This is a genomic window from Chitinophagaceae bacterium (assembly GCA_016713085.1).
Classification (GTDB): domain Bacteria; phylum Bacteroidota; class Bacteroidia; order Chitinophagales; family Chitinophagaceae; genus Lacibacter.
The window spans coordinates 584,371-610,284 of record JADJPV010000001.1 but is presented as its reverse complement, the minus strand read 5'-3'; the positions used below and the strand labels follow the sequence as shown (position 1 = coordinate 610,284).

14 protein-coding genes and 5 pseudogenes are annotated in these 25,914 nt (G+C 39.7%); 10 read left to right on the top strand and 9 right to left on the bottom strand.

The window, feature by feature from the left end:
- Positions 1-107: 107 nt before the first annotated feature.
- Together IPK31_02960 and IPK31_02955 are read left to right on the top strand one after the other, a co-directional pair.
- On the top strand, positions 108-1,004 hold the full coding sequence (locus tag IPK31_02960; protein ID MBK8086996.1) for a dihydrodipicolinate synthase family protein: 897 nt from the start codon (positions 108-110) through the stop codon (positions 1,002-1,004).
- Positions 1,005-1,215: 211 nt separating this feature from the next.
- A pseudogene (locus IPK31_02955) lies at positions 1,216-2,696 on the top strand (aldehyde dehydrogenase (NADP(+))).
- Between the two features lie 128 nt (positions 2,697-2,824).
- Here the strand turns inward: IPK31_02955 and IPK31_02950 are convergent.
- The 4 genes from IPK31_02950 to IPK31_02935 all read right to left on the bottom strand — a co-directional run bounded on the left by IPK31_02950 (position 2,825) and on the right by IPK31_02935 (position 6,462).
- Entirely contained in the window at positions 2,825-3,808 is a 984-nt protein-coding gene (locus IPK31_02950; protein ID MBK8086995.1) for a hypothetical protein, read from the bottom strand.
- Positions 3,792-4,370: a hypothetical protein gene (locus IPK31_02945; protein MBK8086994.1), complete on the bottom strand. Its 579-nt coding sequence runs from the start codon at positions 4,368-4,370 to the stop codon at positions 3,792-3,794. The genes IPK31_02950 and IPK31_02945 overlap by 17 nt, the downstream gene beginning before the upstream one ends.
- Positions 4,360-4,917 carry an RNA polymerase sigma factor gene (locus IPK31_02940; protein ID MBK8086993.1) on the bottom strand — a complete coding sequence of 186 codons (558 nt, stop codon included), beginning with the start codon at positions 4,915-4,917 and terminating at the stop codon, positions 4,360-4,362. Before IPK31_02940 ends, IPK31_02945 begins: the two co-directional genes overlap by 11 nt.
- A gap of 258 nt (positions 4,918-5,175) precedes the next feature.
- Positions 5,176-6,462, bottom strand: coding sequence for a sterol desaturase family protein (locus tag IPK31_02935; GenBank protein ID MBK8086992.1), 1,287 nt, complete (start codon positions 6,460-6,462; stop codon positions 5,176-5,178).
- Between the two features lie 38 nt (positions 6,463-6,500).
- Between IPK31_02935 and IPK31_02930 the strand changes: the two genes are divergently transcribed.
- From IPK31_02930 to bshC, 8 genes and pseudogenes are all read left to right on the top strand, one after another.
- Positions 6,501-8,807 carry a hypothetical protein gene (locus IPK31_02930; GenBank protein MBK8086991.1) on the top strand — a complete coding sequence of 769 codons (2,307 nt, stop codon included), beginning with the start codon at positions 6,501-6,503 and terminating at the stop codon, positions 8,805-8,807.
- Positions 8,808-8,811: 4 nt separating this feature from the next.
- Positions 8,812-9,867 (top strand): 4-hydroxyproline epimerase, encoded by a 1,056-nt coding sequence (locus tag IPK31_02925; GenBank protein MBK8086990.1) that lies wholly within the window; start codon positions 8,812-8,814, stop codon positions 9,865-9,867.
- Positions 9,868-10,010: 143 nt separating this feature from the next.
- Positions 10,011-11,977: pseudogene (locus IPK31_02920) on the top strand (glycoside hydrolase family 127 protein).
- Positions 11,978-11,980: 3 nt separating this feature from the next.
- Positions 11,981-13,042 (top strand): 1,4-beta-xylanase, encoded by a 1,062-nt coding sequence (locus IPK31_02915; GenBank protein MBK8086989.1) that lies wholly within the window; start codon positions 11,981-11,983, stop codon positions 13,040-13,042.
- Between the two features lie 11 nt (positions 13,043-13,053).
- Positions 13,054-15,408, top strand: a complete 2,355-nt coding sequence (locus IPK31_02910) for a glycoside hydrolase family 127 protein (protein ID MBK8086988.1) — start codon at positions 13,054-13,056, stop codon at positions 15,406-15,408.
- 3 nt (positions 15,409-15,411) lie between these two features.
- The gene (locus IPK31_02905) at positions 15,412-16,656 is read left to right on the top strand and encodes an FAD-dependent oxidoreductase (GenBank protein MBK8086987.1); all 1,245 of its coding nucleotides are present in this window, start codon (positions 15,412-15,414) and stop codon (positions 16,654-16,656) included.
- 19 nt (positions 16,657-16,675) lie between these two features.
- Positions 16,676-17,509: an ATP/GTP-binding protein gene (locus IPK31_02900; protein ID MBK8086986.1), complete on the top strand. Its 834-nt coding sequence runs from the start codon at positions 16,676-16,678 to the stop codon at positions 17,507-17,509.
- A gap of 65 nt (positions 17,510-17,574) precedes the next feature.
- A pseudogene (bshC, locus tag IPK31_02895) lies at positions 17,575-19,175 on the top strand (bacillithiol biosynthesis cysteine-adding enzyme BshC).
- 25 nt (positions 19,176-19,200) lie between these two features.
- Here the strand turns inward: bshC and purE are convergent.
- The 5 genes and pseudogenes from purE to IPK31_02870 form a co-directional block, all read right to left on the bottom strand.
- Positions 19,201-19,716 (bottom strand): 5-(carboxyamino)imidazole ribonucleotide mutase, encoded by a 516-nt coding sequence (gene purE, locus IPK31_02890; protein MBK8086985.1) that lies wholly within the window; start codon positions 19,714-19,716, stop codon positions 19,201-19,203.
- Positions 19,717-19,921: 205 nt separating this feature from the next.
- Positions 19,922-20,389, bottom strand: coding sequence for a hypothetical protein (locus IPK31_02885; protein ID MBK8086984.1), 468 nt, complete (start codon positions 20,387-20,389; stop codon positions 19,922-19,924).
- An 8-nt stretch (positions 20,390-20,397) separates the two neighbouring features.
- Positions 20,398-21,711 carry a TolC family protein gene (locus IPK31_02880; protein ID MBK8086983.1) on the bottom strand — a complete coding sequence of 438 codons (1,314 nt, stop codon included), beginning with the start codon at positions 21,709-21,711 and terminating at the stop codon, positions 20,398-20,400.
- Positions 21,668-24,764: pseudogene (locus tag IPK31_02875) on the bottom strand (efflux RND transporter permease subunit). The gene IPK31_02880 and the pseudogene IPK31_02875 overlap by 44 nt, the downstream one beginning before the upstream one ends.
- Positions 24,765-24,767: 3 nt before the next feature.
- A pseudogene (locus tag IPK31_02870) lies at positions 24,768-25,810 on the bottom strand (efflux RND transporter periplasmic adaptor subunit).
- Positions 25,811-25,914: the final 104 nt, after the last annotated feature.

Below are 25,914 nucleotides of genomic sequence, written 5' to 3'. Positions count from 1 at the left end.
CTTGGCAGATATGAACCGGGTTAAGGTAAGAACTTAGTCGTTAATGAAAGCAAAAACTTGCATTCAGTCGGGCACGAATGTTTCTTACCTTAGGCAAAATTTTTTATATGTCATTTGAATGGAAAGGAGTTTTCCCTGCACTCACCACGAAATTTACCGGCAATGATGAACTGGATCTGCCTTTGTTTGAAAAAAATCTGAACGCACAGTTAGAAGCCGGTATACATGGTGTTGTACTTGGCGGCACTTTGGGCGAAGCAAGTGTTTTAACCGTTGATGAAAAAGAAACACTGGTAAAATTTGCAATTGAGAAAATTGCCGGCAGAATTCCGGTGATCATCAATATTGCAGAAGGATCAACCAATGAAGCATTAAGGCAGGCAGCTTATGCCAAAGTATGGGGAGCACAGGGCTTGATGATGTTACCACCCATGCGTTATAAAGCTGATGACCATGAAACGGTGACTTATTTTAAAACAGTGGCCGATTCAACCGATCTGCCCATTATGATCTACAATAACCCCGTTGATTATAAAATTGAAGTAACCCTTGATATGTTTGATGAGTTGACTGTTTGTAAAAACATTGGCGCTATTAAAGAAAGTACAAGAGATGTTACCAATGTAACAAGACTGATCAACCGCTTTGGCGACCGTTATAAAATATTATGCGGTGTTGATACACTGGCAATGGAAGAATTGTGTTTAGGTGCTGATGGCTGGGTAGCAGGATTGGTTTGTGCATTCCCAAAAGAAACCACAACGATATTTAATTTGGTGAAAGCAGGGAAGATTGCTGAAGCAACAAAAATCTACCGCTGGTTTATGCCTTTGCTGGAACTCGATATTCATCCAAAACTTGTTCAATATATTAAACTGGCAGAAGCTCAGGTTGGTATTGGCAGTGAAAGTGTAAGGGCTCCACGTTTAACTCTGGTGGGAGAAGAAAGAGAACGCATTTTGAAAGTGATCAATGATGGCATTGCAACAAGACCGTCGTTATAAGATAAATGGTCAGGGCTAAAGCCCGGTAAAAATCAGTCTCATTAACCACGGCTTTAAAGCCGGAATTAGCAGATCAGAATCAAAGCTCTTTTATAGTAGTTACGGTTTAACAGCGCTAAAGCCTGTTAATATAATTCTTAATAACCCCGGCTTTTAAGCCGGGGTTAAACAAACTAAATACAATGGGCTTTAGCCCTGAAAAAATTAAACAATGTTTACAGATACCTCAATAAGTGAAATCAACGAAACCATGCATGATGCATGGGAAGCTTTTCATGTGTACCGGAAACTTCCATTAAAAGCAAGGGCTAATTTTTTGCGGGCCATTGCCATTGAACTGGAAAATTGTGGTGATACATTGATCCAGGTGGCGATGAAAGAAACCAATCTGCCCGAAGCAAGATTAAAAAATGAAAGAGGCAGAACAATTTTTCAACTCAATCAATACGCAGCTGCTTGCGAAAAAGGTGAATGGCTGGAAGCAAGAATTGATACAGCGATTCCGGATAAAAATCCGCCAAAACCTGATATCAGGAAAATGCTGGTGCCTCTTGGCCCGGTTGTAGTTTTTGGTGCAAGCAATTTTCCTTTGCCTATTCAACGGCAGGTGGCGATACGGCCTGTGCATTTGCTGCCGGTTGCCCGGTGATTGTAAAAGCTCATCCCGCACATGTACAAACTTCACATATTGTAGCTGATGCGATTTATAAAGCAGCAGCGTATCAAAATTTACCCAAAGGAATTTTTGGTCATGTGTATGGACAGGGTTTTGAAGTGGGGAAAGAATTAATCATGCATCGCTATACAAAAGCAGTTGGCTTTACCGGTTCTTATGGAGGTGGAAAACAATTGTTCGATTGGGCCAATCAGCGCAAAGAACCGATTCCTGTTTTTGCAGAGATGGGAAGTGTGAATCCTGTTTTTTTATTGCCGGAAAAGTTAAATGCAGCTGCAACTGATATTGCAAAAATGTATGCAGGCTCTATTACATTAGGTGTTGGACAGTTTTGCACCAACCCGGGTTTGATCATTGGCATTGAAGGAGAAGATTTAAATACGTTCACACATGATCTTGGAAAGGCCATTCAGAAAATTCAACCAGGTGCAATGTTGCATGCCGGTATTGTAAAAGCATACAAAGAAAATAAAGGGAAAGCTTTGCTGCAGGATGATGTGCATCTGGTTGCCGAAAGTGAAACTGAAGTAAAGGAAAATGAAGGCTTGCCAACTGTTGCTACAGCAAGCGGCGAAACCTTTTTAAAGAACCCTGTTTTGCACCAGGAAGTATTTGGCCCTTATTCATTAGTGATCCGTTGCAGGGATATGAAAGAAATGATACTGGTGGCAAGACATTTAGAAGGTCAGCTCACTGCAACATTAATGGCAACCGATCATGACATTATACAAAATGATGTATTGGTTGAATCAGTAAAAAATATCTGTGGACGGATCATCATCAACAGTGTTCCTACGGGAGTGGAAGTTTGTTTGAGTATGCATCACGGTGGTCCGTTCCCGGCATCTACTGATGCAAGATTTACAAGCGTTGGTGCTGATGGTATAAAACGTTTTGCAAGACCCATTGCTTTTCAGAACTGGAGCAATGCATTGCTGCCTGCAGAATTAAAAAATGAAAACCCACTGGGGATCTGGAGAACAGTGAACAGTGAATTGAGTAAGAATAAACTTTGACAAAATAAAAATTCCCCTTCTGCAAAACAAAAGGGGAACGATGATAAGGTATAATTTTAGTTCATTTGGTTTATAAATATCCCCTTTGAAGAATCAAAAGGGATTCTAATCAACATGAGAAAAAGGCGTTATACTTTTGTTCCTTTGCTTTTCTTGTCTTTCTCTTTCATTTCTTCTTCTGTTGCTTCGCCAATAATAATCCGGCCGAAGCTTGATTTAATTTCCACTTTAGATGAACCTGAACCTGATTTGCCTTCGTATTCTTTGTTTGAATCAGGGCCGTATTTGTCAGGCGTATCAGTACGTTTGATATCTGCATTTGTTCTATCCTTTATGGAACCAAAGCTTGTTCGGATATGATAGGTTGCTGAAAAGTTAGAAGAAGGTTTAATATTCACTGTGCTGTACGATTCATTCAGGCTGAGTGATGTAAGGTCATTGTCAACACTGATGCGGCTGCTGCTGCAGAATTCCATTTTAATTTTATTGTTTCCGTTTAAATTTTCAATAGTTACGGTTGAAAATTTAAAAATTGCGTCTGCATTGCTGATACTTTTCAGATTGGCTTTACCGAATTCAACCAATAACTTTTCTGTTTTAGGCAGGTTGCCTGCTGTTAAAGAACCAAACTTACTGCTGAGTGAAACTGCTCCACTATAGTCGGGCAGTTGAATCGAGCCGAATGAATTGTCAATCTTTAAAGTATTGCCTGAAGGAATCTGTACCGTGTAATTAATCTGCATAGTGCTGTTGCAGTTTTTGCAATTGTAACCCTCCTTGTTGTTTTTACTGGTGGTCGTTTTGAATTTGATCTGGCTGCCGTCCTTGCTTTCAACCACATCAATGTTTTCAAAAACTTTATCCGCATGCTCTTTATCAGTTGAGCTGGCTTCAATATGAACATCTACTTTAATTTCATTACGATCCCAGGTTGTAACGGTAACATTGCCAAAGCTGTTATCAATATTGAGTGTGTTGCCTGATGCTGCGTAAGTTTTTGAAATGTTTCGCTCTTTAAAATGTTCATATCTCTTTTTTTCTTTCTGTGCAGACAGTTGCAGGGAAACAAAGAGACATATAAAAGATAAGATAAGGCTAAATGATTTTTTCATTCTTTTGAGTTTTGTTGTTTTTAATTTCATTCGTAATCATCAGCTGGCGGTAAAGCAGCTCTGCCTGCAGTTGCAGATTCTGAATCATCGCTTTCATGATCACATCCCTGTTGGGCGATTGTGCTGCCTGTGTTTGCAGCATACGGTAAGAACTGTCGAGCACACGCAGATCATCTGAAAATTGTTTGTACAATTCAGGACGGCCTGTGGTTGCATCTTTCAATTCTTCCTGTCTTGTCTGTATGGCAAGGAACGCCTGTTTTACTTCAGCAGTATATTCCGGATCTATACCGCTTAAATGATCAGGCCTGTTATTCTGTTGTTCTGTTCTGGTAATTTCTTTTCGTTGCTGACGGATGTATAAAAAGTATACTGAGGTAAGTACAATGCACACAATTGCAGCAGCAGCTGTCCATTTATACAAATCCCTGATGGAAAAACGGTTTGCTTCTTTCTTTACCGGGATGGTGGCTTCAATTTTTTTCCATACATCTTCTGATGGATGTTCTGTATCAAAATCACTTCTGTGACGGTTGATAAACTTTTCCAGGTTACTGCTCATATACTTCTCCTTTTTTTAAGACCTGTAATAATTTTTGTTTTGCCCGCATATACTGTGATCTTACAGTTGAATGTGCCACCTGCATAATCTCTGCCACTTCTTCCTGATCATAGCCTTCAAATAAATGCAGTGTCAGCACTGTTCTGTAGCCATCCGGCAAAGTCTGCACTGCCTGTTTAATTAAATCAACTGTGTACCACACAAAATCTTCATGTAATGGTTCTTCATTTGCCAGCTTATCTGCATCCGGTTCAATATCGGACAGGAGCAGTTTTTGTTTTTTCAAATGAGTGATACTCTTATACACCACAATCTGTTTCAGCCATGCGCCAAAAGTTGACTTGCCTTCAAAACTTTTCAACTGCTGAAAAGCATCGGTAAATGCTTCCTGTAAAATATCCTCCGCATCAGATTTGCAATTCACCATCCGCAGCGCTGTATTATACATAGCTCTTGCGTATCGGTCGTATAGCAACCGGTAGGCAGTATGCTCTCCGTTGAGGCATTGCTGCACCAGCACATCAGCAGAAGGAACAAGTGTTGACAGGTTCAATGATTCGGTTTAATAATAAAGTATAAATTTCTAAAAGAATGTTGCATGAAGCACTGAACTTTTTTTCAGTAAGCGATAAAAGGAGGAAATAAAGGATGGGTGGAAAGATGCACAGAATTACCAAACGATAAACGGATTGCGACGCAACAGTAGATGCTATGAAAGGCTACTGCCGGTATTAAAATAATCAAATAAACATCTCCTGTAAACTTTGGCAAAGTTTCATCCGGCAGATAGAATTGAATGGGGCAGTTACAACTTTGCTAAAGTTGGGCTGAGCCCATCTTCTTTTGCATGCTTCAGAACAAACCAAACGGTTACTATAATAGAAAGGAGAAAATAAAATCCCAATATATAATTGAGAAAACCAATGTATTGAGAAGCCCCAAACCAATCGCCGGTTTGAAAAATAATAGCCAGCCCGAAAATGTTTTTTATGGTTTCCCAAACGGCGGCGTATTTATGACGATCCATCAGTTCGGTGTACGCATATACGCTTAAAAAAACAAAGAGCCCATAGATATAAATGTAGTAACTGTTCAGTGCGTTGATACCGGCAATATTTCCAAACAGGTAACTGATAAATAATAAAGTGATGGTGATTTGCACCCAGCTCCACGCATGCAGTGCAGGAGATGCCTTGGTATCATATTTCTGAAAATGATAGGGGTCGCTGATTTTATGCAATGGATATTTTTCTGCAACATCTGCAGGTCGCCAGCCAGTTGGCTTAAACCAGATTCGGAATTTATCTTTCCAGTTATTGGTAAGCCATGCATCTTTGATAAGTAGCCACAGATGCATGAAATTAATTTTAATAGGGTTCCATGTTTGCACAGGCCGTGTAATGCCATACACGGGAGGAACATCTTTTAACTCTTCCTGGAAAGTGCCAAACAGTTTATCCCAGAAAATAAAAATCTGCGAATAATTTTTATCAATGTATTCAGGGTTGATGGCATGATGCACCCGGTGATGGGATGGAGTTACAATGATCTTTTCCAAAAATCCCATCTTGCCGATATGCTGTGTATGATACCAGAACTGAGCAAATAAATGTAATGGAGCAACAACAGCAATTACAATCGGTGGAACTCCCAGTAAAGCAGCAGGCAGTAAAAAGATAGTGAAAATTTTAAATACTACAGAGATACTCTGCCTTAATGCACAGGCAAGATTATATTCTTCACTGCTGTGATGAATGATATGTGCGTTCCAGAAAAAATTGTACTCATGATCTAAACGGTGACCCCAATAGCCGGCAAAGTCAAGAACGAGAAAAGCAATGGCATAGGTAAGTATTTGATTCTTTACATGTACGATGGCAATATGCTCAGTCAGCCAGCTGTAACTGATAATAGCAATACTGAGCCCCAGTACATCTTTAGTAACATTGGTAATGCCGCTGCTGAGACTTGAGATCATATCCATATTCCGCACAGTATCCTTTCCTTTCAGTACACCGTAGAATTTCTCCAGTAATACCAATAAAAGAAAGGCTGGCATGGCAATCAATAATATTTTTCCGTAAGTTTCCATATGAACGAGCTTCTCCAAATTTAATAAAACTGTTTAATATGCGTTTTCTGTTTTCCGTTTTACTTTTTCTTGGTTTTTCTCCCTTTTTAAACGCACAGACAACAGGCGCACAAAAGATTGCTGCATTTAAGCAGCAACAGCAATTACTAAAGCAATCGCCGTACAAAAACCTGCAATGGCGGCTGACAGGTCCTGATAACCGTAGCGGAAGAAGCACCGATGTTGCAGGAGTAAGGGGTAATCCCAACATTATTTATGCAGCTTTTGCTACAGGTGGTTTGTGGAAGAGTGAAGATGCGGGGAACACCTGGAAGCCTTTGTTTGATAAAGAAGCAACACAATCCATCGGTAATATTGCTTTAGCTCCATCCGATCCCAACACCTTATATGTTGGAACAGGCGAAGCAAATATTTTCCGTGCTTCCTTGCCGGGTATCGGCATGTATAAATCAACCAATGCGGGAAAGAGCTTTACACATATTGGTTTAGAAAATACCGGAACCATTGCAAGAGTGGTTGTTCACCCAAAAAAAGCAAATGTGCTGTATGTGGCTGCAAGCGGTAACGAATGGACTTATAATAAAGACCGTGGCGTTTACAAAACAACTGATGGAGGAAAGACATGGAAAAATATCTTGTTTGAAAATGAACAGAGTGGTTGCATTGACCTGGTGATGGACCCAACTGATCCGAATACCTTATACGCCAGCATGTGGAACCGCATCCGCAAAAGATGGAGCGATCCTGTACCTGAAGATGGAGATTACATTTACAAAACAACTGATGGCGGCAAAACATGGAAGAAGATCAGCAATGGATTGCCTGATACGAAACTTACGGGAAGAATTGGTTTAGCTATGAGTCATTCAAATCCAAATGTATTGTATGCTTTTGTTGATGATCATACAAAAAAACGTGATCCCAAGCCAGGTGAAACTGACAGCTATGAACGCCAGGTGCAGAAAGTGGTGATTGGCGGTGCTATTTACCGCAGCAGTAATAAAGGGGAGAGCTGGGAAAAGATGGGAGAAGTGCATGATTTCTTCAAACCATTTTCAGGAACATATGGCTGGGTATTCAGCCAGATCCGTGTTCATCCGAAAAATGAAAACCGCATCTATGCATTTGGTGTTGAAAAAGGGATCAGTGAAGATGCAGGAAAGACCTGGAAAGTTTGGGACCCTGCTGACACAACCAGTGACTGGACCCATGGTGATAATCATGCTATGTGGATCGATGAAGAAAACCCTGATCGTATGATTGTTGGAAACGATGGTGGTGTTACACTTACTTATAACGGAGGTGTAAAATGGAAAAACTTTTTTGATAAAATTCCAACCACGCAATTTTATACTGTTGCATATGATATGAAAACTCCATTCAATGTATTTGGTTCTGTGCAGGATGAAGTAACCATGAGTGGAAATGTGATGAATACATTTGGTAAAAAAGCAGATACAACCCTTCGTCCATGGCGCATGGCACCGGGTGGAGAAGGTACACAGATACAAGTTGATCCGGTGAATGCAAATCTCGTGTATTCAACTACCTACTACGGGCGGTTGATGAAAACAGACATGAGCAAGGGCCGCCGGGATGGTGTAAAACGTTTTTCACAGTTTGATGTTGGCCGAAGTGATTCATTACGTGGTGAATGGTTAGCCGGCACACTCATGAGTAAATTCAATAACAAAGTGATTTATCATGGATTGCAGCATTTATATAAAACAGAAGATGCCGGTGAAAGATGGAAGATGATCAGTGCTGATCTTTCTTACAATGATAAAAGCAGGATGGGTGTTTATCCATATTTGATTTATCACCAGGCAATTACTTCCATTGCAGAAGGGGATAAACCCGGAATTATTTATGCAGGAACAGATGATGGCCGCATTTGGCTAACGATGAATGACGGAGCAGACTGGAAAGAAATTACAAAGGGCCTGCCTCATAATAAACATGTGGCAAAGATTGCTGCATCAGCATTTAAAGCTTCAAGAGTTTACCTTGTACTGAACGATCGCCGTGCAGATAACAATACACCTTATTTATATGTGAGTGATGATTACGGAACAACATGGAAATCCATTTCATCCAATCTTCCTGCTTCACCTGCAAATGTAATTGCAGAGCATCCTGATAATGCAAATACATTATTCTGCGGTACTGATTTTGGTGTGTACATGAGTAAGGATGCAGGAAAGAAATGGATCGCCATCAATGGAACGATTCCCGCTTCTGTTTCTGTAAACGATTTATTTATTCATCCAAGAGATAAAAAACTGGTGATTGGAACTTACGGAAGAGGTGTGTATGTAGTGGATGATTTAACTAAGTTGAAATAAGAATATGAAATCAAAACCGATAACTAAACAATATCCGAACGCTTCAGTAAACCGTTTTGGCGGCTTCACTTTTCATTGTATAGATGCACATACCTGCGGTAATCCGGTTCGCCTTGTTGCAGATGGCGGACCTGAACTGGAAGGTAATAACATGAGTGAAAAACGTCAGCACTTTTTGAAGGAGTATGACTGGATAAGAAAAGGATTAATGTTTGAACCAAGAGGTCATGACATGATGAGCGGCAGTATTTTATATCCGCCGCATGATGTACAGAATGATGTAGCAGTGTTATTTATTGAAACAAGTGGTTGTTTACCGATGTGCGGTCACGGTACGATTGGTACTATTACAATTGCAGTGGAAGAAGGATTGATTATTCCGAAAACTCCCGGTATCATCCGCATGGAAACACCGGCAGGGTTGGTGGAGATCAGTTATCAAATGAACGGTTCAAAAGTAAAAAGCGTGAGACTGAAGAATGTGCCATCCTTTCTTCATTCAAGAGATTTGGCTGTTCAATGCCCGGAGTTGGGGGAGTTGGTTGTTGATGTTTCTTATGGAGGAAATTTTTATGCGATTGTTGATGTACAGAAAAACTTCAAGGGATTACAGCACTATACAGCCGATAAATTAATTGCATGGGCAAGACAATTGCGGAAAAATATCAATGCGAAATATGAATTTGTTCATCCGCTGGATGCAACGATCAACGGATGCAGTCATGTATTATGGACAGGTGCAGTGCTGGATAAAAAATCAACTGCACGCAATGCTGTGTTCTATGGCGATAAGGCAATTGACCGCAGCCCCTGCGGAACAGGCACATCAGCAAGAATGGCCCAATGGTATGCAAAGGGGATGCTGGATAAAGGAGATGATTTTATACATGAAAGTATTATCGGCAGTAAATTTATTGGAAGAATTGAGGAGGAATTGAAGCTCGATGGAAAATCGGCTATCCGTCCAAGTATTGAAGGATGGGCAAAAATTTACGGATACAATAGTATTTCAATTGATAAGGATGATGATCCGTATGCATACGGATTTCAGGTTATCTGAACCATGATTTATGGAATTATTTGGATAGCCATTGAGGTAAAGTTATTTAAGGTAGCAGATGTTTAACAAAAAGCTGCGTGCAGTTTACTCAGTACAAGAATGCGACGCAACAAATGATTCACAGATATTCAACAGCCGGTAATATGAGAAAATTAATATTCTTCCTGTTTGTTTGTATTCTGCAAACAAACCTATTTGCACAAACCAGTTTACAGAAGATTGAGTTTGTGAGTTTTTCACAGGTAAATATTACTGATCAGTTCTGGAAACCAAAGATTGATAAGGTTGCTACTAAAACATTAGCAGCCTGTATTTATCAAACAGAAACAGCAACTCCACGCATCCGTAATTTTGAAAAAGTGGCTCGCAACAAAGGCGAACAGCATGAAGGAATTTTCTATGATGACAGTGATGTGTTTAAAGCATTGGAGGCAATGGCCTATTCATTAAAAACACATCCCAATGCAGAGATGGAAAAGAAATGCGATGAGTGGATCGACAAGATCGCTGCTGCCCAGCAACCCGATGGTTATCTCAACACATGGTATACATTGAAAGGTTTGCAGGATCGGTATACTGATATGAGTATGCATGAAGATTACAATGCAGGTCATATGATTGAAGCAGCCGTTGCTTACTACAATGCAACAGGCAAACGAAAATTTTTAGAGGTATGTATTAAATGGGCCGATCATTTTGATGCATTATTTGGTCCGGGTAAAAGAAATTGGGTAACAGGTCATCAGGAACTGGAACTGGCATTGGTGAAATTGTACAAGACAACTAAGAATGAAAAATATTTAAAATTAGCTGATTGGTTATTGAGCGAAAGAGGAAAACGTTTGGCTAAAGGTTATACATGGACTGACTGGAAAGACACTGCCTATGCACAGGATCTTCTTCCGGTGAAGGAACAAACACAAATTACCGGTCATGCTGTAAGGGCCATGTATATGTACACAGGTGCGGCTGATGTGGCTGCACAAACAGGTGATATTGATTATATGCATGCCATGAAAACCGTTTGGGAAGATGTAGTGCATCGCAATATGTATATAACAGGAGGCATTGGTTCAGCAGGAAGTAATGAAGGATTCAGTAATGATTATGATTTACCCAATGAACAGGCTTATTGCGAAACCTGTGCAAGTGTGGGCATGGTGTTCTGGAATCAGCGCATGACTGCACTTACAGGTGATGCTATGTACATGGATGTACTGGAACGGAGTTTATATAATGGGGCATTGGATGGTTTAAGTTTAACAGGTGATCGTTTTTTTTATGGCAACCCTCTTGCATCAAGAGGTCAGCATCAGCGGAGAGAATGGTTTGGTACAGCCTGCTGTCCTGCCAACATTGCAAGACTTGTTGCATCACTGGGTGATTATATCTATGCAAAAAGCGACAATGATATTTATGTGAATCTGTTTGTAGGAAGCAACACAACGATTCCACTTTCAAAAGGAAAAGTAGATGTGAAGATGGAAACAAATTATCCATGGGAAGGGAAAGTGAAAATTGCCCTTACTCCTCAGCAGAAAAAAACAGCATTCAAATTGCATCTGCGTATTCCGGGTTGGTATAACAATGGAACAGTGCCTGGTAATTTGTATAAAAATGCCGGTGCCGATTTTTCAATTCCCCTGGTTGTAAATGTTAATGGAAAACCTGTAGTTGCAGAAACAAAAAATGGTTATGTATCAGTTGACCGTGAATGGAAGCAGGGAGATATTGTTGAATTTGAATTTGTGATGAACACTTATACGGTTGCTGCAAAGGATTCTTTGAAGCAGGATAACAACCGCATTGCCATTCAGCGTGGTCCTATTGTTTATTGTGTAGAAGGAGCTGATAACAATAACAAAGCATGGAATATTATCATTCCGTCCAATACAAAATTTGAAACCATCGATTATAAAGTAATGGATGAACAGGTGAAGGCTTTAACAGCTGAAGTGCCGGTGGTAATTGTGGGTGATGATGGTTTTCCATCCGTACAGAAAAGCGGAAGATCATTGCCATTCCATATTATACATGGGCCAACCGTGGTAAGAATGAAATGCAGGTGTGGTTGCCAACAAGTATTAAAGATGTAAAAATTAATTATTGAGACATGAAAAAGATATTCTTCATTCTTGTTGCCTTTTTTTGTTTTTTCTTTCCGGACGAAACAAAGGCACAGCAAACAAATATCTGGTCTCTTGAAAAAGCAAATGCATGGTATCAAAAACAGGGCTGGCTGGTTGGAGCGAATTTTTTACCGAGTACTGCTATCAATCAACTGGAAATGTGGCAGGCTGAAACATTTGATCCAGAAACTATTGACAGGGAACTTGGTTGGGCTTCAGCAATTGGTATGAATACCATGCGTGTTTATCTGCACGATCTTGCATGGAAGGCAGATGCAAAAGGTTTCAAGAAAAGAATAGATCAGTTTTTATCGATTGCATCAAAACATCAGATCAAAACTCTGTTCACCATTTTTGATGATTGCTGGAATCCGGATGCAGCCATAGGTAAACAACCCGAACCTAAACCCGGTATTCATAACAGTGGCTGGGTTCGCAGCCCGAATAAGAATGTACACAATGATTCTGCTCAGTGGAAATATCTTGAACTGTATGTAAAAGATATCCTCCGCACATTTAAAAACGATGATCGTATTTTAATGTGGGATCTGTACAATGAACCCGGTAACAGTGGTTATGATCTTACTTCATTGCCTTTGCTGAAAAAAGTATTTGAATGGGCATGGACTGTCCGTCCTTCACAACCGCTTACCTGTGCAACCTGGTATAACAATAAAGAATTAAATGAGTATCAGCTGAGTCATTCTGATGTGATCACTATTCACAATTATAATGACGCTGCCAATCTGGAAAAAGAATTACAGGAAAAATTAAAGCATGGCCGACCGGTGATTTGCAGTGAATATATGGCAAGGACAAGAAACAGTACCTTTCAAACAAATCTGCCCATTTTCAAAAAGTATAACGTTGGAGCTATTAATTGGGGATTGGTAGCAGGCAAAAGCAATACCATTTATCAATGGGATACCCCCATGCCTGATGGTAGTGAACCAAAGCTTTGGTTTCATGATGTGTTCCGTAAAGACGGAACGCCCTATGATGTGAAAGAAATTGAAGTGATCAAAAACTTAACAGGAAAAAAATAATTCAGTTCAGCATGAAGCAATTTCTCTTTGTCATTTTTCTTTTTGCAGTAAACTGTTCTTACAGTCAGTCATATATTCCGGAAAAGAAAAATACAAAAGTAAAAGTGCAGCCTGTTGTACAGGTAAAGGCGTTTGCTTTTCCGTTGAGTGATGTGAAGTTGCTGAAAAGCCCGTTTAGTAAAGCAATGAAACTTGACAGTGCATATCTGATATTGTTAAGTCCCGATCGGTTACTGTATCGTTTTTATAAAAATGCCCGACTGCCTGTGAAAGACTCTGTGTATGGCGGATGGGAAAGCGAAGGATTATCTGGACATACATTGGGGCATTATTTATCTGCTGCTTCTATGATGTATGTGTCAACCGGGAATAAAGAGTTTAAAAAACGTGTTGACTATATCGTAGCAGAATTGGAACGTTGCCAGCTTGCGAGAAAGACAGGTTATATTGGCGCAATCCCCAATGAAGATTCCATTTTTGGAAAAGTGGCTAAAGGAGAAATTAAATCTTCAGGGTTTGATTTGAATGGAGGATGGAGCCCCTGGTACACGGTACATAAGGTGATGGCAGGTTTATGCGATGCTTATCTGTATTGCAATAATCAAAAAGCATTGAAGCTGGTAACAGGCATGGCCGACTGGACTTATAACACTATTAACCATCTGCCTGATTCAACCCGATTAAAAATGCTCAACTGTGAGTATGGAGGCATGAATGATGTGCTGGCAAATATTTATTCTTTTACAGGCAATAAAAAATACCTCAATCTCTCTTATAAGTTTTATGATGAGTTCGTGATGGGCAAACTGGCTCAGCGAATTGATCCTATGCCCGGCAAGCACAGCAACACCAACGTGCCAAAAGCTATCGGTAGTGCAAGACAATATGAATTAACCGGAAATAAAAATGATCAAACCATTGCTTCTTTCTTTTGGGAAACAATGGTGCACAATCACAGCTACGTAATTGGCGGCAACAGTAATTATGAATACTGTGGTGAAGCCGGAAATCTGAATGAACGTTTGAGTGATAATACCTGCGAAACCTGTAACACCTATAATATGCTGAAACTGACAAGGCATTTATTTGCATGGCAGCCTTCATCAGCATTGATGGATTATTACGAACGGGCATTGTATAATCATATTCTTGCTTCACAAAATCCTGAGAACGGAATGATGACTTATTTTGTTCCGTTGCGGATGGGCACAAAGAAACAATTCAGTGATACCTTCAACACGTTCACCTGCTGTGTAGGCAGTGGTATTGAAAATCATTCGAAGTATGCTGAACAGATTTACAGTTACGATGGAAAGAATGTATTGTTTGTCAATCTGTTTATTCCTTCTGTATTAAACTGGAAAGAAAAGAAAACTACCATCACACAAACCAATTATATTCCTGAAAGTAAACAGGTAAAATTTATTGTTAATTGTGCAACACCAACTTCTTTTGCAGTGAAGATCAGAAAGCCTGCCTGGTGTAACAGCAATCCCGATATTAAAGTCAATAATATTTCTGTAAAAACAGAAATCGATGCAGATGGATATTTAACAACAACAAGAGTATGGAAGAATGCAGATGTGGTAACAGTTGATTTTGAGATGAATCTTTATACGGAGGCCATGCCCGACAACCCGAACCGTATTGCATTTAAATACGGCCCATTGGTATTGGCGGGCTTACTCGGTAAAGAAAAACCTGACCCAGTGATAGGTGTTCCCGTATTGCTCACAGGCAATCGGAATATTTCAGACTGGATTCAAACTTCTTCCAATTCCTTACAGTTTGAAATGAAAGGGGTGGGCAAGCCATTTGATGTGAAACTGATTCCTTTCTATCAAACCTATGATCAGTATTACAGTGTGTACTGGGATTATTTTACTCCGGCGGATTGGGAAAAACTACAGGCCGATTATGAAGCTGAAAAGAAAAGGATTCAGCTAATTGAAGCAAGAACAATTGATAATTTCCGTATTGGTGAAATGCAGCCCGAACGGGATCATCATCTCAAAGCAAGTGAACGGTCTTATGTAAGTGATGCAATGGACAGGTTGGGAAGAGAAGCCAGACGTGATAATTATTTTGAGTTTGACATGAAAGTGGATGCTTCGTTGAAAAGTTCATTGCTGCTCACATATATTGGCGATGATAAAGACCGTAAGTTTGATATCCTGGTAGACGGTGTAAAAATTGCAACTGAAGATTGGAAGGGAGGAAAGACAGGAAAGTTTTATGATGTGGAATATAAAATCCCTGCTGAACTGATCAGTCATAAAACAAAGATCACAGTCCGTATTGAAGCGAACTATGGTAAAACAGCAGGAAGGGTTTTTGCAGTTCGAATTATAAAAGATGAACAATAAATTATGAGTCAGGTAACAATTGTTGGCGGTGGTGTAATAGGATTATGCTGCGCCTATTATTTACAGAAGGAAGGACATGAAGTAACAGTTATTGAACGTGGTGATATCACCGATGGTACTTCGTTTGGTAATGCCGGTTATATTTCACCCAGTCATTTTATTCCACTGGCAAGTCCGGGTATTATTGCACAGGGTTTACGGTGGATGCTGAGTTCTTCTTCTCCGTTTTACATCAAGCCAAGATTAAATCTTGATCTCATCAAATGGGGATACACATTCTGGAGAAGTGCAACGGAGCAAAAAGTAAAGGAAGCCGGTCCTCATCTCAATAATATTCTGCAGTTGAGCCGTGAGCTCACAACTGAAATGAAGAATGAGCTTGGCAATACATTCCGCATGGAAGAGATCGGTTGTTTCTTATTGTACAAAACTGAAAAGACAGAGAAGCACGAAATTCATCTCGGCGAACTTGCAAAGAAGTTCAATGTCGAAACAAGAGTTTATAATGCTGCTGAAGTGCAGGCAATGGAACCTGAAGTGGAAGTGAATGTTCGTGGCGGAATATTGTATCCCATTGATGCGCATATGCATCCAGGCGATTTTATGAAAACGGTGAAAGAGCATTTACAGAAAGCAGGAGTGAAACTTCAACTGAATACAAACGTTACAGGTTTTGAAAAAGCGAATGGTAAGGTAACAGCTGTTATCACCGACAAAGGAAAAGTTGAATGCGGTGAACTGGTACTGGCAAATGGATCATGGTTGTCAACCACAGCCCGGTTGTTGGGTATTGATTTGTTACTCCAGGCAGGGAAGGGATACAGTATGACTTTTGAAAACATGGAAAAGAATTTAAGATACCCGGCCATTCTTGTAGATGATCGTGTGGCAATGACGCCGATGGGCAGGGATTTACGGATGGGAGGAACAATGGAGATCAGCGGATTAAAATCACCAACCTTAGTGAAACGGGCAGAAGCAATTTATAAAGCAAGCAAAAAATATTACCCCGGTTTGAAAGTTGAATTCCCCGGAGTAAACCGCATTTGGCATGGCTACAGACCGCTTAGCCCGGATGGCTTGCCATATATCGGAAGACACAGTACATTTGAAAATGTAATTATAGCAGGCGGGCATGCAATGGTGGGAATATCAATGGCGGCAGGAACTGGAAAAATAGTTGAGCAATTAGTTTCAAAACAAAAAACTGAGATAGATATCAGTGCATTTAATACAGAACGTTTCTAATCATATAAAAACCTGTCACATGAAAAAGTATTTCATCACAAGTATTTTGTTGTTTGTTCTTGTTGTATCACAGGCACAACATCAATTGGTAAAGTTGTGGGAAACAGATTCAACGCTGAAAGTTCCCGAATCAGTTTTCTTTGATGGAAAGAATAAGGTATTGTATGTTACCAATATTGATGGCAAAGAACCATGGGGAAAGGATGGAAAAGGTTCTGTTGGCAAAGTTGGATTAGATGGAAAAATTATTGCTGTTGATTGGGTGACGGGTTTAAACGCACCGAAAGGAATGGGACTGTTTAAAAACAAATTATATGTAGCAGATCTTACTGAGGTGGTGGTGATTGATATTGTAAAGGGAGAAATTATTGAACGGATTGCTGTAAAAGATGCTGTAGGATTAAACGATGTGTCGGTCGATCACAATGGTGTTGTATACGTTTCTGATTCAAGAGGAAGAAAAGTATACGAGATCGAAAACAATACCCCGGTTGTTTTGTTAGACAGCAATAAACTGAAAGGCCCCAATGGTGTATTGAGGCACAAAGGAATATTGTATGTGCTGGATGCAGGAACAATGTACCGGATGGAAAAAGATAAGAGTCTTACCAAAATTGCTGAAGGAATGGAAGGCGGTACAGATGGTATTGAAAATATAACTGCGAATGAGTTTATTGTATCAACTTGGGGTGGTGTTGTGTATTACGTAAGCGCAAATGGCACAAAACAGGTATTGCTGGATGGCCGTGAGCAAAAAATCAACTCTGCTGATATTGGTTATGACGCTGCGAAGCGGATCGTATATGTTCCCACTTTCTGGAAAAATTCAGTAGTTGCTTATGAACTGAAGTAAAAGAATGTGAAAACTTTGCAAACGGTATTTCCGTCACACCGAATGTCGCTATTTTTACAAAACGTATGAACGGAACTGCACAACGATTAAACTATCAGCAAACAGGGGCATTCTCAAAACTTGTTCTGGATTATCTGGATGATTCTCCTCAGTTACGTGCATTCTATTCTCACCGTCCTGATCTGGATGGAATTAAAAAAGCAATTGCCGACAGAAAAGGATTTTCAACAAACAGGAAAGTGCTGGTTGATTATTTGAAGAAACAATACGAAGCCGTGCCCGTATCTGATGAAGTGAAACAGAATCTTGAGCTGCTGCTGAAAGAAAATACATTTACCGTTACCACTGCACATCAACCCAATTTATTCACCGGTCCTCTCTATTTTATTTATAAAATTCTGCATGCTGTTAAGCTTGCTGCTGAATTAAAACTGCAATCCCCTGAAAATAATTTTGTTCCTGTTTATTATATGGGAAGTGAAGATGCTGATTTTGAAGAGCTGAGTCATTTCACCATCAACAGTATAAAGTATCAGTGGGCTACAGAACAAAGCGGAGCATTTGGCAGAATGATTATTGATAAGAATGTTACAAAACTGATTGAAGAAATCAGTGGTCAGTTATTGGTGCAGCCTCATGGAAAGGAAATTGTGGATGCTTTACGAAACTGTTATAAAGAAAAGACACGGATACAGGACGCAACCTTTGCATTTGTAAATTTTCTCTTTGCTCAAAACGGATTGATTGTGCTGATTGCAGATGCAAAAAATTAAAACAACTGATGCTGCCCGTATTTGAAGATGAATTATTGAATCACCGTTCAGCAAAGCTGGTTGAACAGACAACAGTGGAATTAGAAAAGCATTATAAAGTACAGGCAGGTGGGAGAGAGATCAATTTGTTTTATTTTGATGAAGACCTGCGTGAACGGATTGAAGCAAAGGGCGATGGTTTTGCTGTTGCCAACAGTACGATTCAGTTTTCTAAAGAGGAAATGCTCAAAGAATTAAAAGAACATCCGGATCGTTTCAGCCCCAATGTGATACTGCGTGGATTGTACCAGGAAACAATATTACCTAACATCGCTTTCATTGGCGGTGGTGGTGAACTGGCTTACTGGCTTGAACTGAAAACAGTCTTTGAAAATTATAAAGTTCCTTTCCCTGTGTTGATCTTACGTAATTCATTTCTTGTTGCTGAAGAGCAATGGAACAAGAAGATCAGCAAACTTGGTTTTACAATGGCAGATTTCTTTTTACCTGAACAGGAATTGATGAACCTTTTGGTAAACAGGGAAGCAGGTAAAAAAATAAAACTCAACGGAGCATTTACACAGGCAGAAGAATTATATACGGCATTGAAACAACAGGCAGAAGCTATTGACAGCACATTGTCTCAACATGTGGACGCATTAAAAACAAAAGCATTGTACCGGCTGCAGGAACTTGAAAAGAAATTACTCCGTGCAGAGAAAAGAAAATTCACAGAGCAACAGCAGCAGATACGGCACATCAGGCAACAGTTATTTGCAGGTGGTACCGGTCTGCAGGAACGAAAGGAAAGTTTTCTCAGCTTTTATGCAACTTATGGTAAAGAATTTATTGCAGAACTTTACAGTCATTCACTTACTACCGAGCAGGAATTTGTAGTATTAAATGTAGACTGAGATTAATTCAGGGTACGATAGAAGATTAATCAAACTTATTTTCCCAGCCTTCATTTTTCAGCTTATCAACCTTGGCAATCACTTCTGCATTCATATTCGTTTTATAAGCTGCAATTTTTTGCGATACGGTTTCATCAAATGTGCCGATGATTTCTGCAGCAAGGATGCCTGCATTTTTTGCTGCATTCAACGCAACAGTAGCAACAGGCACGCCATTAGGCATTTGTAAAATAGAAAGAACAGAATCCCATCCATCAATGGAGTTGGATGACTTTACTGGGACACCAATTACAGGCAAAGTGGTAACACTGGCAATCATGCCCGGCAAATGTGCTGCTCCGCCTGCTCCTGCAATAATTACTTTCAACCCTCTGTCTTTAGCGGTTTGTGCATATTCAACCATACGTAAAGGAGTACGGTGAGCAGATACTACGGTTAATTCAAAACTGATTCCGAATTCCTTTAAAATTTCTGCTGCAGGCTGCATAACAGGTAAGTCGCTGTCGCTGCCCATAATAATACCGATCATTGGAGTTGCCATATTTCAATTTGATACAAAGAAACAAAACTAAAGGCAGGAAAAAAACTATACAAAAATTACGTGTCTTAAAAGCGCATTCCTTACCGCATATTATAATCATCCTTCTCCATTCCTTTTATCATTTCTCCAGATCGAATTTCCTTTAATTCTGATCTGAATTGTTCTGAGATTTTCCTGTTTTCAATTAAATTAGTCAGCAATTCTTTTACTTGCGGATTTTTATAATTTTTGCAATGATCCGGTATTTCAAAAAGTGAGGCATCACAGCTGCTTCTACCCAGGCTTCATTAATTTTACCTTGGTCAAATAGATCAATATAGGTTTTGCAATATTTCAGATAGTCATTGATGTCTAAATTTTGCATTGCATAATATGCAATGTACATTTTCCATCCTGTTAATTTTTCTCTTGTTAAGGATTGAATAGCATCGTCCAGATAGATAGAGTCATGCTTGTATAGATCAACAAAATCGGGGAGATATAGTAATTCTTCATCGTAGGTTAAACTGCTATCAAGATCTTTCTCTATTTTGATTACTGTGCTGTCAAAGTTTTTCTTTTTATAATTTGTATAGTCAACTCTGTCTTCATTTTGAGAATATTCACCATGCTTATCACTGCAAGAAATAAAGGAAGTGAATAGTATTGTAATATATACTAAAGAAGACTTCATTTTTCTCATTATAGTCTGCTCAAATCCCCAGCCAGCAATTTCATTTCTGCTTCAGCCAGTTTTGCCATATAGAGTGCGTTGATGTAGCGGGTTTGACCATTGATATAATCAATCTGTACCTGTCTTAATTCTAAGGATGTAATGGCTAATTTCCTGAAACGCTCAGTAGCAATTACATTGTTTTCCTGAATAAGCAGCAAAGTGCTTTTTTCCAGTTCAACAAGATTCACTGCATTCTGAAAATTATAATAAGCACTGACTAAACTTGTGCTTACCTGGTTCTTCAACTGATCAATAACGATCTGTTGATTTTTGATATTAATATCTGCAACTCTTTCCTGCCGCCTAATATTGCCTCCCTGAAAGATGGGAATAGCTACACCAATATTTCCATTAGGGCCAATGTTTCGGTTCGATAATGTAAAGCCTGCATCATTTTTACTTTGTGCAAAATTATAGTTACCATTTAGTGTTACTGAGGGAAGCCGTTGAGAAATAATTTCTCTTTTTTGCTGTACTAAAACAGACAGGCTGCTTTGCGCCAGTAAAAGATCATAGTTATCTGTTTGTGATTTTTGCTGAAGAGAAGCAAAGCTGATTGTTGCATCGGGCTGAATAACTTCCTGTACATCAAATGCCGTTTCAGGTGTTCTTGATAACAGATTATTGAAGTTTGCTTTTGCAACACGAACACTGTTTTCAATAGAAAGTAAACTTGCTTTTTGCTGATTGAGATCAACCTGTGCCTGAAGAAAATCTGTTTTTGGTGCAGTGCCAATGGTGAAACGGCTTTCAGCAATCTGTTTACGTGCTTCGAAAAATTTAACGGTTTCCTGAAAGGCTTTCTTTTGCTGGTTGAGTTGTACAATCTGGTAATATGCAGCAATCACATCAAATACAGTTGCATTTATTTGTCTGCGAAAAGTGAGTTCACCAATTGTTTCCAGTTCTTCTAAACGTTTTTTTGTGGCAAACATCCGCATGCCGTCAAAAATGCGCCAGCTTACAGCAAACCCGGCATTAATATTACGGAGAATAGCACCGTTACGTTGAATGGTTGTTCCGTTTGATAATTTCTGTTCCAGGTTATTCGATGCAATACTTAGCGTGCTGTTAATGCCAATTGCAGGATATGCTCCTGCATTGCCCCAGTTATTATTGATCTTACCTATCTGTTGTGCATTCTTTTCAATCACTACATCAAAGTTCTTCTCTACAGCAATCTGTATAGCTTCTTCTACAGAAAGCTTAACAGGCATCTGCGAAAAGCCGGCAATATTAATCAGACAGACCAGAGATAACAGTTTTAGTTTCTTCTTCATTCACTTTAATTTTTTTAGATGACAGGAAGGAATACATCGCCGGAATTACAAACAGCGTTAATACCAGGGAAAATAAAATTCCACCTACAATTACAACACCTAAAGGAATACGGCTGGTTGATGCAGCGCCTAATGATAATGCCAGCGGCAATGCACCAAGGCTCATGGCCAGGCTTGTCATTAAGATAGGACGGAGACGCATGGTTGCCGCTTCAATTACAGCAGGTTTTTTTAACATGCCTGCATGTTTTTTCTGATTGGCAAATTCAACAATCAGGATGCCATTTTTTGTAACAAGCCCAATGAGCATGATCATTCCTATCTGTGAAAAGATATTAATTGTTTGATCGAATAACCACAATGAGAATACAGCTCCTGCAATCGCCAGCGGAACAGTAAACATGATCACCAACGGATCAATAAAACTTTCAAACTGTGCGGCCAGTACAAGAAAAATTAAAATCAATGCTAAGCCAAAAGCAAAATAAGTATTGCCTGAACTTTCAGCAAAGTCTCTTGAGTTGCCTGATAATGCAGTAGTAAATGTTTCATCCAGCAATTTCTTAGCAATGACATTCATCTCTTCAATACCATCACCAATTGGTTTTGCCAGGTGCCAAACCTGCGCTTACTGTGGCTGCTTTGTAACGGTTGAAGTGGTACAAAGTTGGGGGAGTGGTTTCTTCCGTAAAACTTACAAACTGATCAATGGAAATCATCTGCCCTGTGGAAGAACGTACGAATAAATTTTTCAGATCGGTTGGATCATCACGGTCATCACGCAACACCTGTCCGATTACCTGGTACTGTTTTCCTTCTTTGATAAAATAACCAAGACGACGGTTGCTCAATGACAATTGCATCATTTCAGAAATATCTGTTACACTAACGCCGAGTTCACTTGCTTTTAAACGGTCAATGTTGATGCGTAATTCAGGCTTATTAAATTTCAGATCAGCATCCACACCTGAAAACGTTGGATTTTTATTTGCTTCTTCTAAAAATTTAGGAAGAATCGCTTTGAGTTTATCGAAATTATTATTCTGTAATACAAACTGCACAGGTAAACCACCACGCCTGTTAACAGAGATTGTTTGCTCCTGTATAGCGAATGCCCTTCCTTCATTGAAGCGTGGAAGGTTACGGCTGATGACGTCAACGATTTGCTGTTGCGAACGGACTCTGTCGCTTGGGTCGACCAATGCAGCACGAACGAAACCACTGTTAACAGACCCCGAACCTGAAAAGCCCGGTGCAGTTACTGAGATCAAAGTCCTTGCTTCAGGAACACTGTCTATCACAAGATTGGTCAGCTGATCAACATATTTATCCATTGCATCAAAACTGGTTCCTTCAGGTGCACTTATCTGTAAACGGAACTGACTTCTGTCTTCCATTGGTGCCAGCTCACTTTGTAAGCCTCCGCCAATAAAATAAATGAGTGCAAAACAGGCAAAAACTATAACAAAGGCAAACCATCTTATTTTCATGAAGGAATGCAGTAACCGGTTATATCCTTTTTCCATTCCACTGAAGAATGGTTCTGTCACCGTGTAAAACCATCCATGTTTCATACCACCCTTACGTGTTAAGTAAACGTTCAGTACAGGAGTAAGTGTGAGCGATACAAAAGCAGAAACCAACACAGCTCCCGCTACTACAATACCAAATTCACGGAATAATCTTCCCACAAATCCTTCTAAGAAAACAATGGGAAGAAATACAACTGCCAATGTGATAGATGTTGCAATAACAGCGAAATAAATTTCTTTTGAACCTTCACGGGCGGCTTTGTACTTATCCATGCCCTGTTCCATTTTCTTGAAAATATTTTCTGTTACCACAATACCATCATCCACCACCAAACCGGTTGCAAGTACAACTGCAAGCAGGGTTAATACATTAATAGTGAAACCTGCCAGGTACATGATAAAGAAAGCTGCTACCAGTGAAACAGGAATGTCTATCAAGGGACGTATTGCAACAATCCAGTCCCTGAAAAATAAAAAGATGATGAGTACAACAAGCCCGATGGAAAGGATCAGTGTTTCTTCTACTTCTGAAATGGATTTCGTTACAAAGCGTGTCTGGTCCATGCCTATGGCAAGTTTGATATCAGACGGGACATCTTTTTTGATCTGTTCGTAACGTTTATAAAACTCATTGGCAATGGCTACATAATTACTTCCGGGCTGAGGAACAATGGCAAGCCCAATCATGGGAACTCCACTTTCTTTTAGCACACTTTCTTCATTTTCCGGCCCAAGGATGGCCTGTCCAATATCATTGACTTTAATATCCCTGCCGCCAATATTTTTTATGATGAGGTTATTGAAATCTTCTTCAGTAGATAAACGTCCAAAGTCCTTACTGTTAATTCTGTTGTGTTACCTGAAATTTTTCCGGAGGGCAATTCAATATTTTCACGCAATAAAGCATTCTGTACATCTTTTGCCGTTAAGTTATAGGCCAGTAATTTTTCCGGTTTAAACCAGATACGCATGGCGTATTTTTTCGCCCCAAATATTTACTGTACTTACACCCGGAATGGTTTGAATTCTTTCAAGCAAACTATTAGTAGCATATTCAGTAACCTGTAATGGATTGCGGCTTTCACTCTGAACGGTCATGGAAATAATAGGATCACTGCTTGCATCAGCTTTGGTTACAACCGGTGGTGCATCCAGATCGGAAGGAAGTGAACGTACTGCCTGTGATACTTTATCTCTAACATCATTCGCTGCTTCTTCGAGGTTATAGCCTAATTCAAACTCAACATTAATATTGCTGCTTCCCTGGCTGCTGGATGAAGTGATGTTTTTTACACCTGCAATACCATTCACAGCTTTTTCCAATGGTTCAGTAATCTGCGATTCAATTACATCTGCATTGGCACCCGGGTATGAAGTGCGTACACTGATATTGGGCGGATCAATGGCCGGGTAATCTCTTACACCTAAAAACCTGAAACCAATAACGCCAAACAGCACAATCATGATGTTCATCACAATTGCAAGTACATGCCTCTTCAAACTCAGTTCTGAAATCGTCATAACTTATTGCACTTTTGAAAGTTTGATTTTAGCTTCAGGTCTTAAGCCAAGTAACCCTGTTGTAACGATGGTATCTCCGGGAGTAACTCCGCTTAAAATTTCTATTCTTGCTGAATCACGGATGCCGGTTTGTACATCAACAAATTTGGCAATACCATCTTTATATAGGATCAGTTTTTTACCTCTTGCCTGCGGTAAGATAGCCTGCGATGGAACAAGGATTGCATTATCGTTGCGTGCAAAATCCATGTCTACTTTTGCAAAAGCTCCGGCAACTAATGATGCATCGCCCTGCTGCACATAACAGCGTACGTTCATTCCACGGGTTGTTTCACTTACTGTTGATTCAGTGGCATATACCTTTGCTAAGAATTTTCGATTGCTGCCATCGGTTGAAAAGCCAATCATTTGTCCAAGCTTAATTTTAGCGCTGTATTTTTCCGGAACACTGAATTGCAGTTTCAATAAATTTACCTGGCGTATACTTGTAATGATTGTTGCGGGAGTTACATATGCGCCTGTTGAAATATTCCTGAAACCAATCTTACCTCTGAATGGTGCACGGATTTCTGTTTTTGAAATATTGGTTTTCATCAGTTCAATATCAGCTTTGATATTGCTTACCTGTAAAAAGCTGAGATCATAATCCTGCTGACTGATACCGTTCAGCTTCAGCAATTCGTTATTACGTTCTTCTGTTTTCTGAGCAATCTGCAACTGCACTTCCAGTTTTTTCAGTTGTGCCTGCAAATCACCATCAAATAATTTTATCAATAGTGATCCTTTGCTAACGGAAGCACCTTCATTTATATACAGCCCAACAACACGGCCACTTACTTCCGTATGAATTTCTGTTTCTTCCATCGGTAATAATGAACCGGGCAACTGTATAGGCTCACTAACCGAACCCGTTTTTACGATATAACCAAGGACTGTCATGGGGCCCTGCTGTCTGCCGCTTTGGGCTGGTGCGGATTGATTTTTTTCTCTTTGCAGCTAACCGCTAAGAGTAGGATAGTCGCTGCAATGAATTGTATTCTTCTCATGTTAAAGTATAGATTGGCTAAAGGTAAGGAATGAACTTTTTTGGATAGAATAGCATTGGATGAATGGTAAAATTAGCTCATTGTTACCTGCATCAGGTAATTAT

Coding starts and splice junctions, on each gene's coding strand:
- IPK31_02960 (MBK8086996.1), top strand. CDS start 108: ATGTCATTTGAATGGAAAGGAGTTTTCCCTGCACTCACCACGAAATTT.
- IPK31_02950 (MBK8086995.1), bottom strand. CDS start 3,808: ATGAAAAAATCATTTAGCCTTATCTTATCTTTTATATGTCTCTTTGTT.
- IPK31_02945 (MBK8086994.1), bottom strand. CDS start 4,370: ATGAGCAGTAACCTGGAAAAGTTTATCAACCGTCACAGAAGTGATTTT.
- IPK31_02935 (MBK8086992.1), bottom strand. CDS start 6,462: ATGGAAACTTACGGAAAAATATTATTGATTGCCATGCCAGCCTTTCTT.
- IPK31_02930 (MBK8086991.1), top strand. CDS start 6,501: ATGCGTTTTCTGTTTTCCGTTTTACTTTTTCTTGGTTTTTCTCCCTTT.
- IPK31_02925 (MBK8086990.1), top strand. CDS start 8,812: ATGAAATCAAAACCGATAACTAAACAATATCCGAACGCTTCAGTAAAC.
- IPK31_02915 (MBK8086989.1), top strand. CDS start 11,981: ATGAAAAAGATATTCTTCATTCTTGTTGCCTTTTTTTGTTTTTTCTTT.
- IPK31_02910 (MBK8086988.1), top strand. CDS start 13,054: ATGAAGCAATTTCTCTTTGTCATTTTTCTTTTTGCAGTAAACTGTTCT.
- IPK31_02905 (MBK8086987.1), top strand. CDS start 15,412: ATGAGTCAGGTAACAATTGTTGGCGGTGGTGTAATAGGATTATGCTGC.
- IPK31_02900 (MBK8086986.1), top strand. CDS start 16,676: ATGAAAAAGTATTTCATCACAAGTATTTTGTTGTTTGTTCTTGTTGTA.
- purE (MBK8086985.1), bottom strand. CDS start 19,716: ATGGCAACTCCAATGATCGGTATTATTATGGGCAGCGACAGCGACTTA.
- IPK31_02885 (MBK8086984.1), bottom strand. CDS start 20,389: ATGAAGTCTTCTTTAGTATATATTACAATACTATTCACTTCCTTTATT.
- IPK31_02880 (MBK8086983.1), bottom strand. CDS start 21,711: ATGAAGAAGAAACTAAAACTGTTATCTCTGGTCTGTCTGATTAATATT.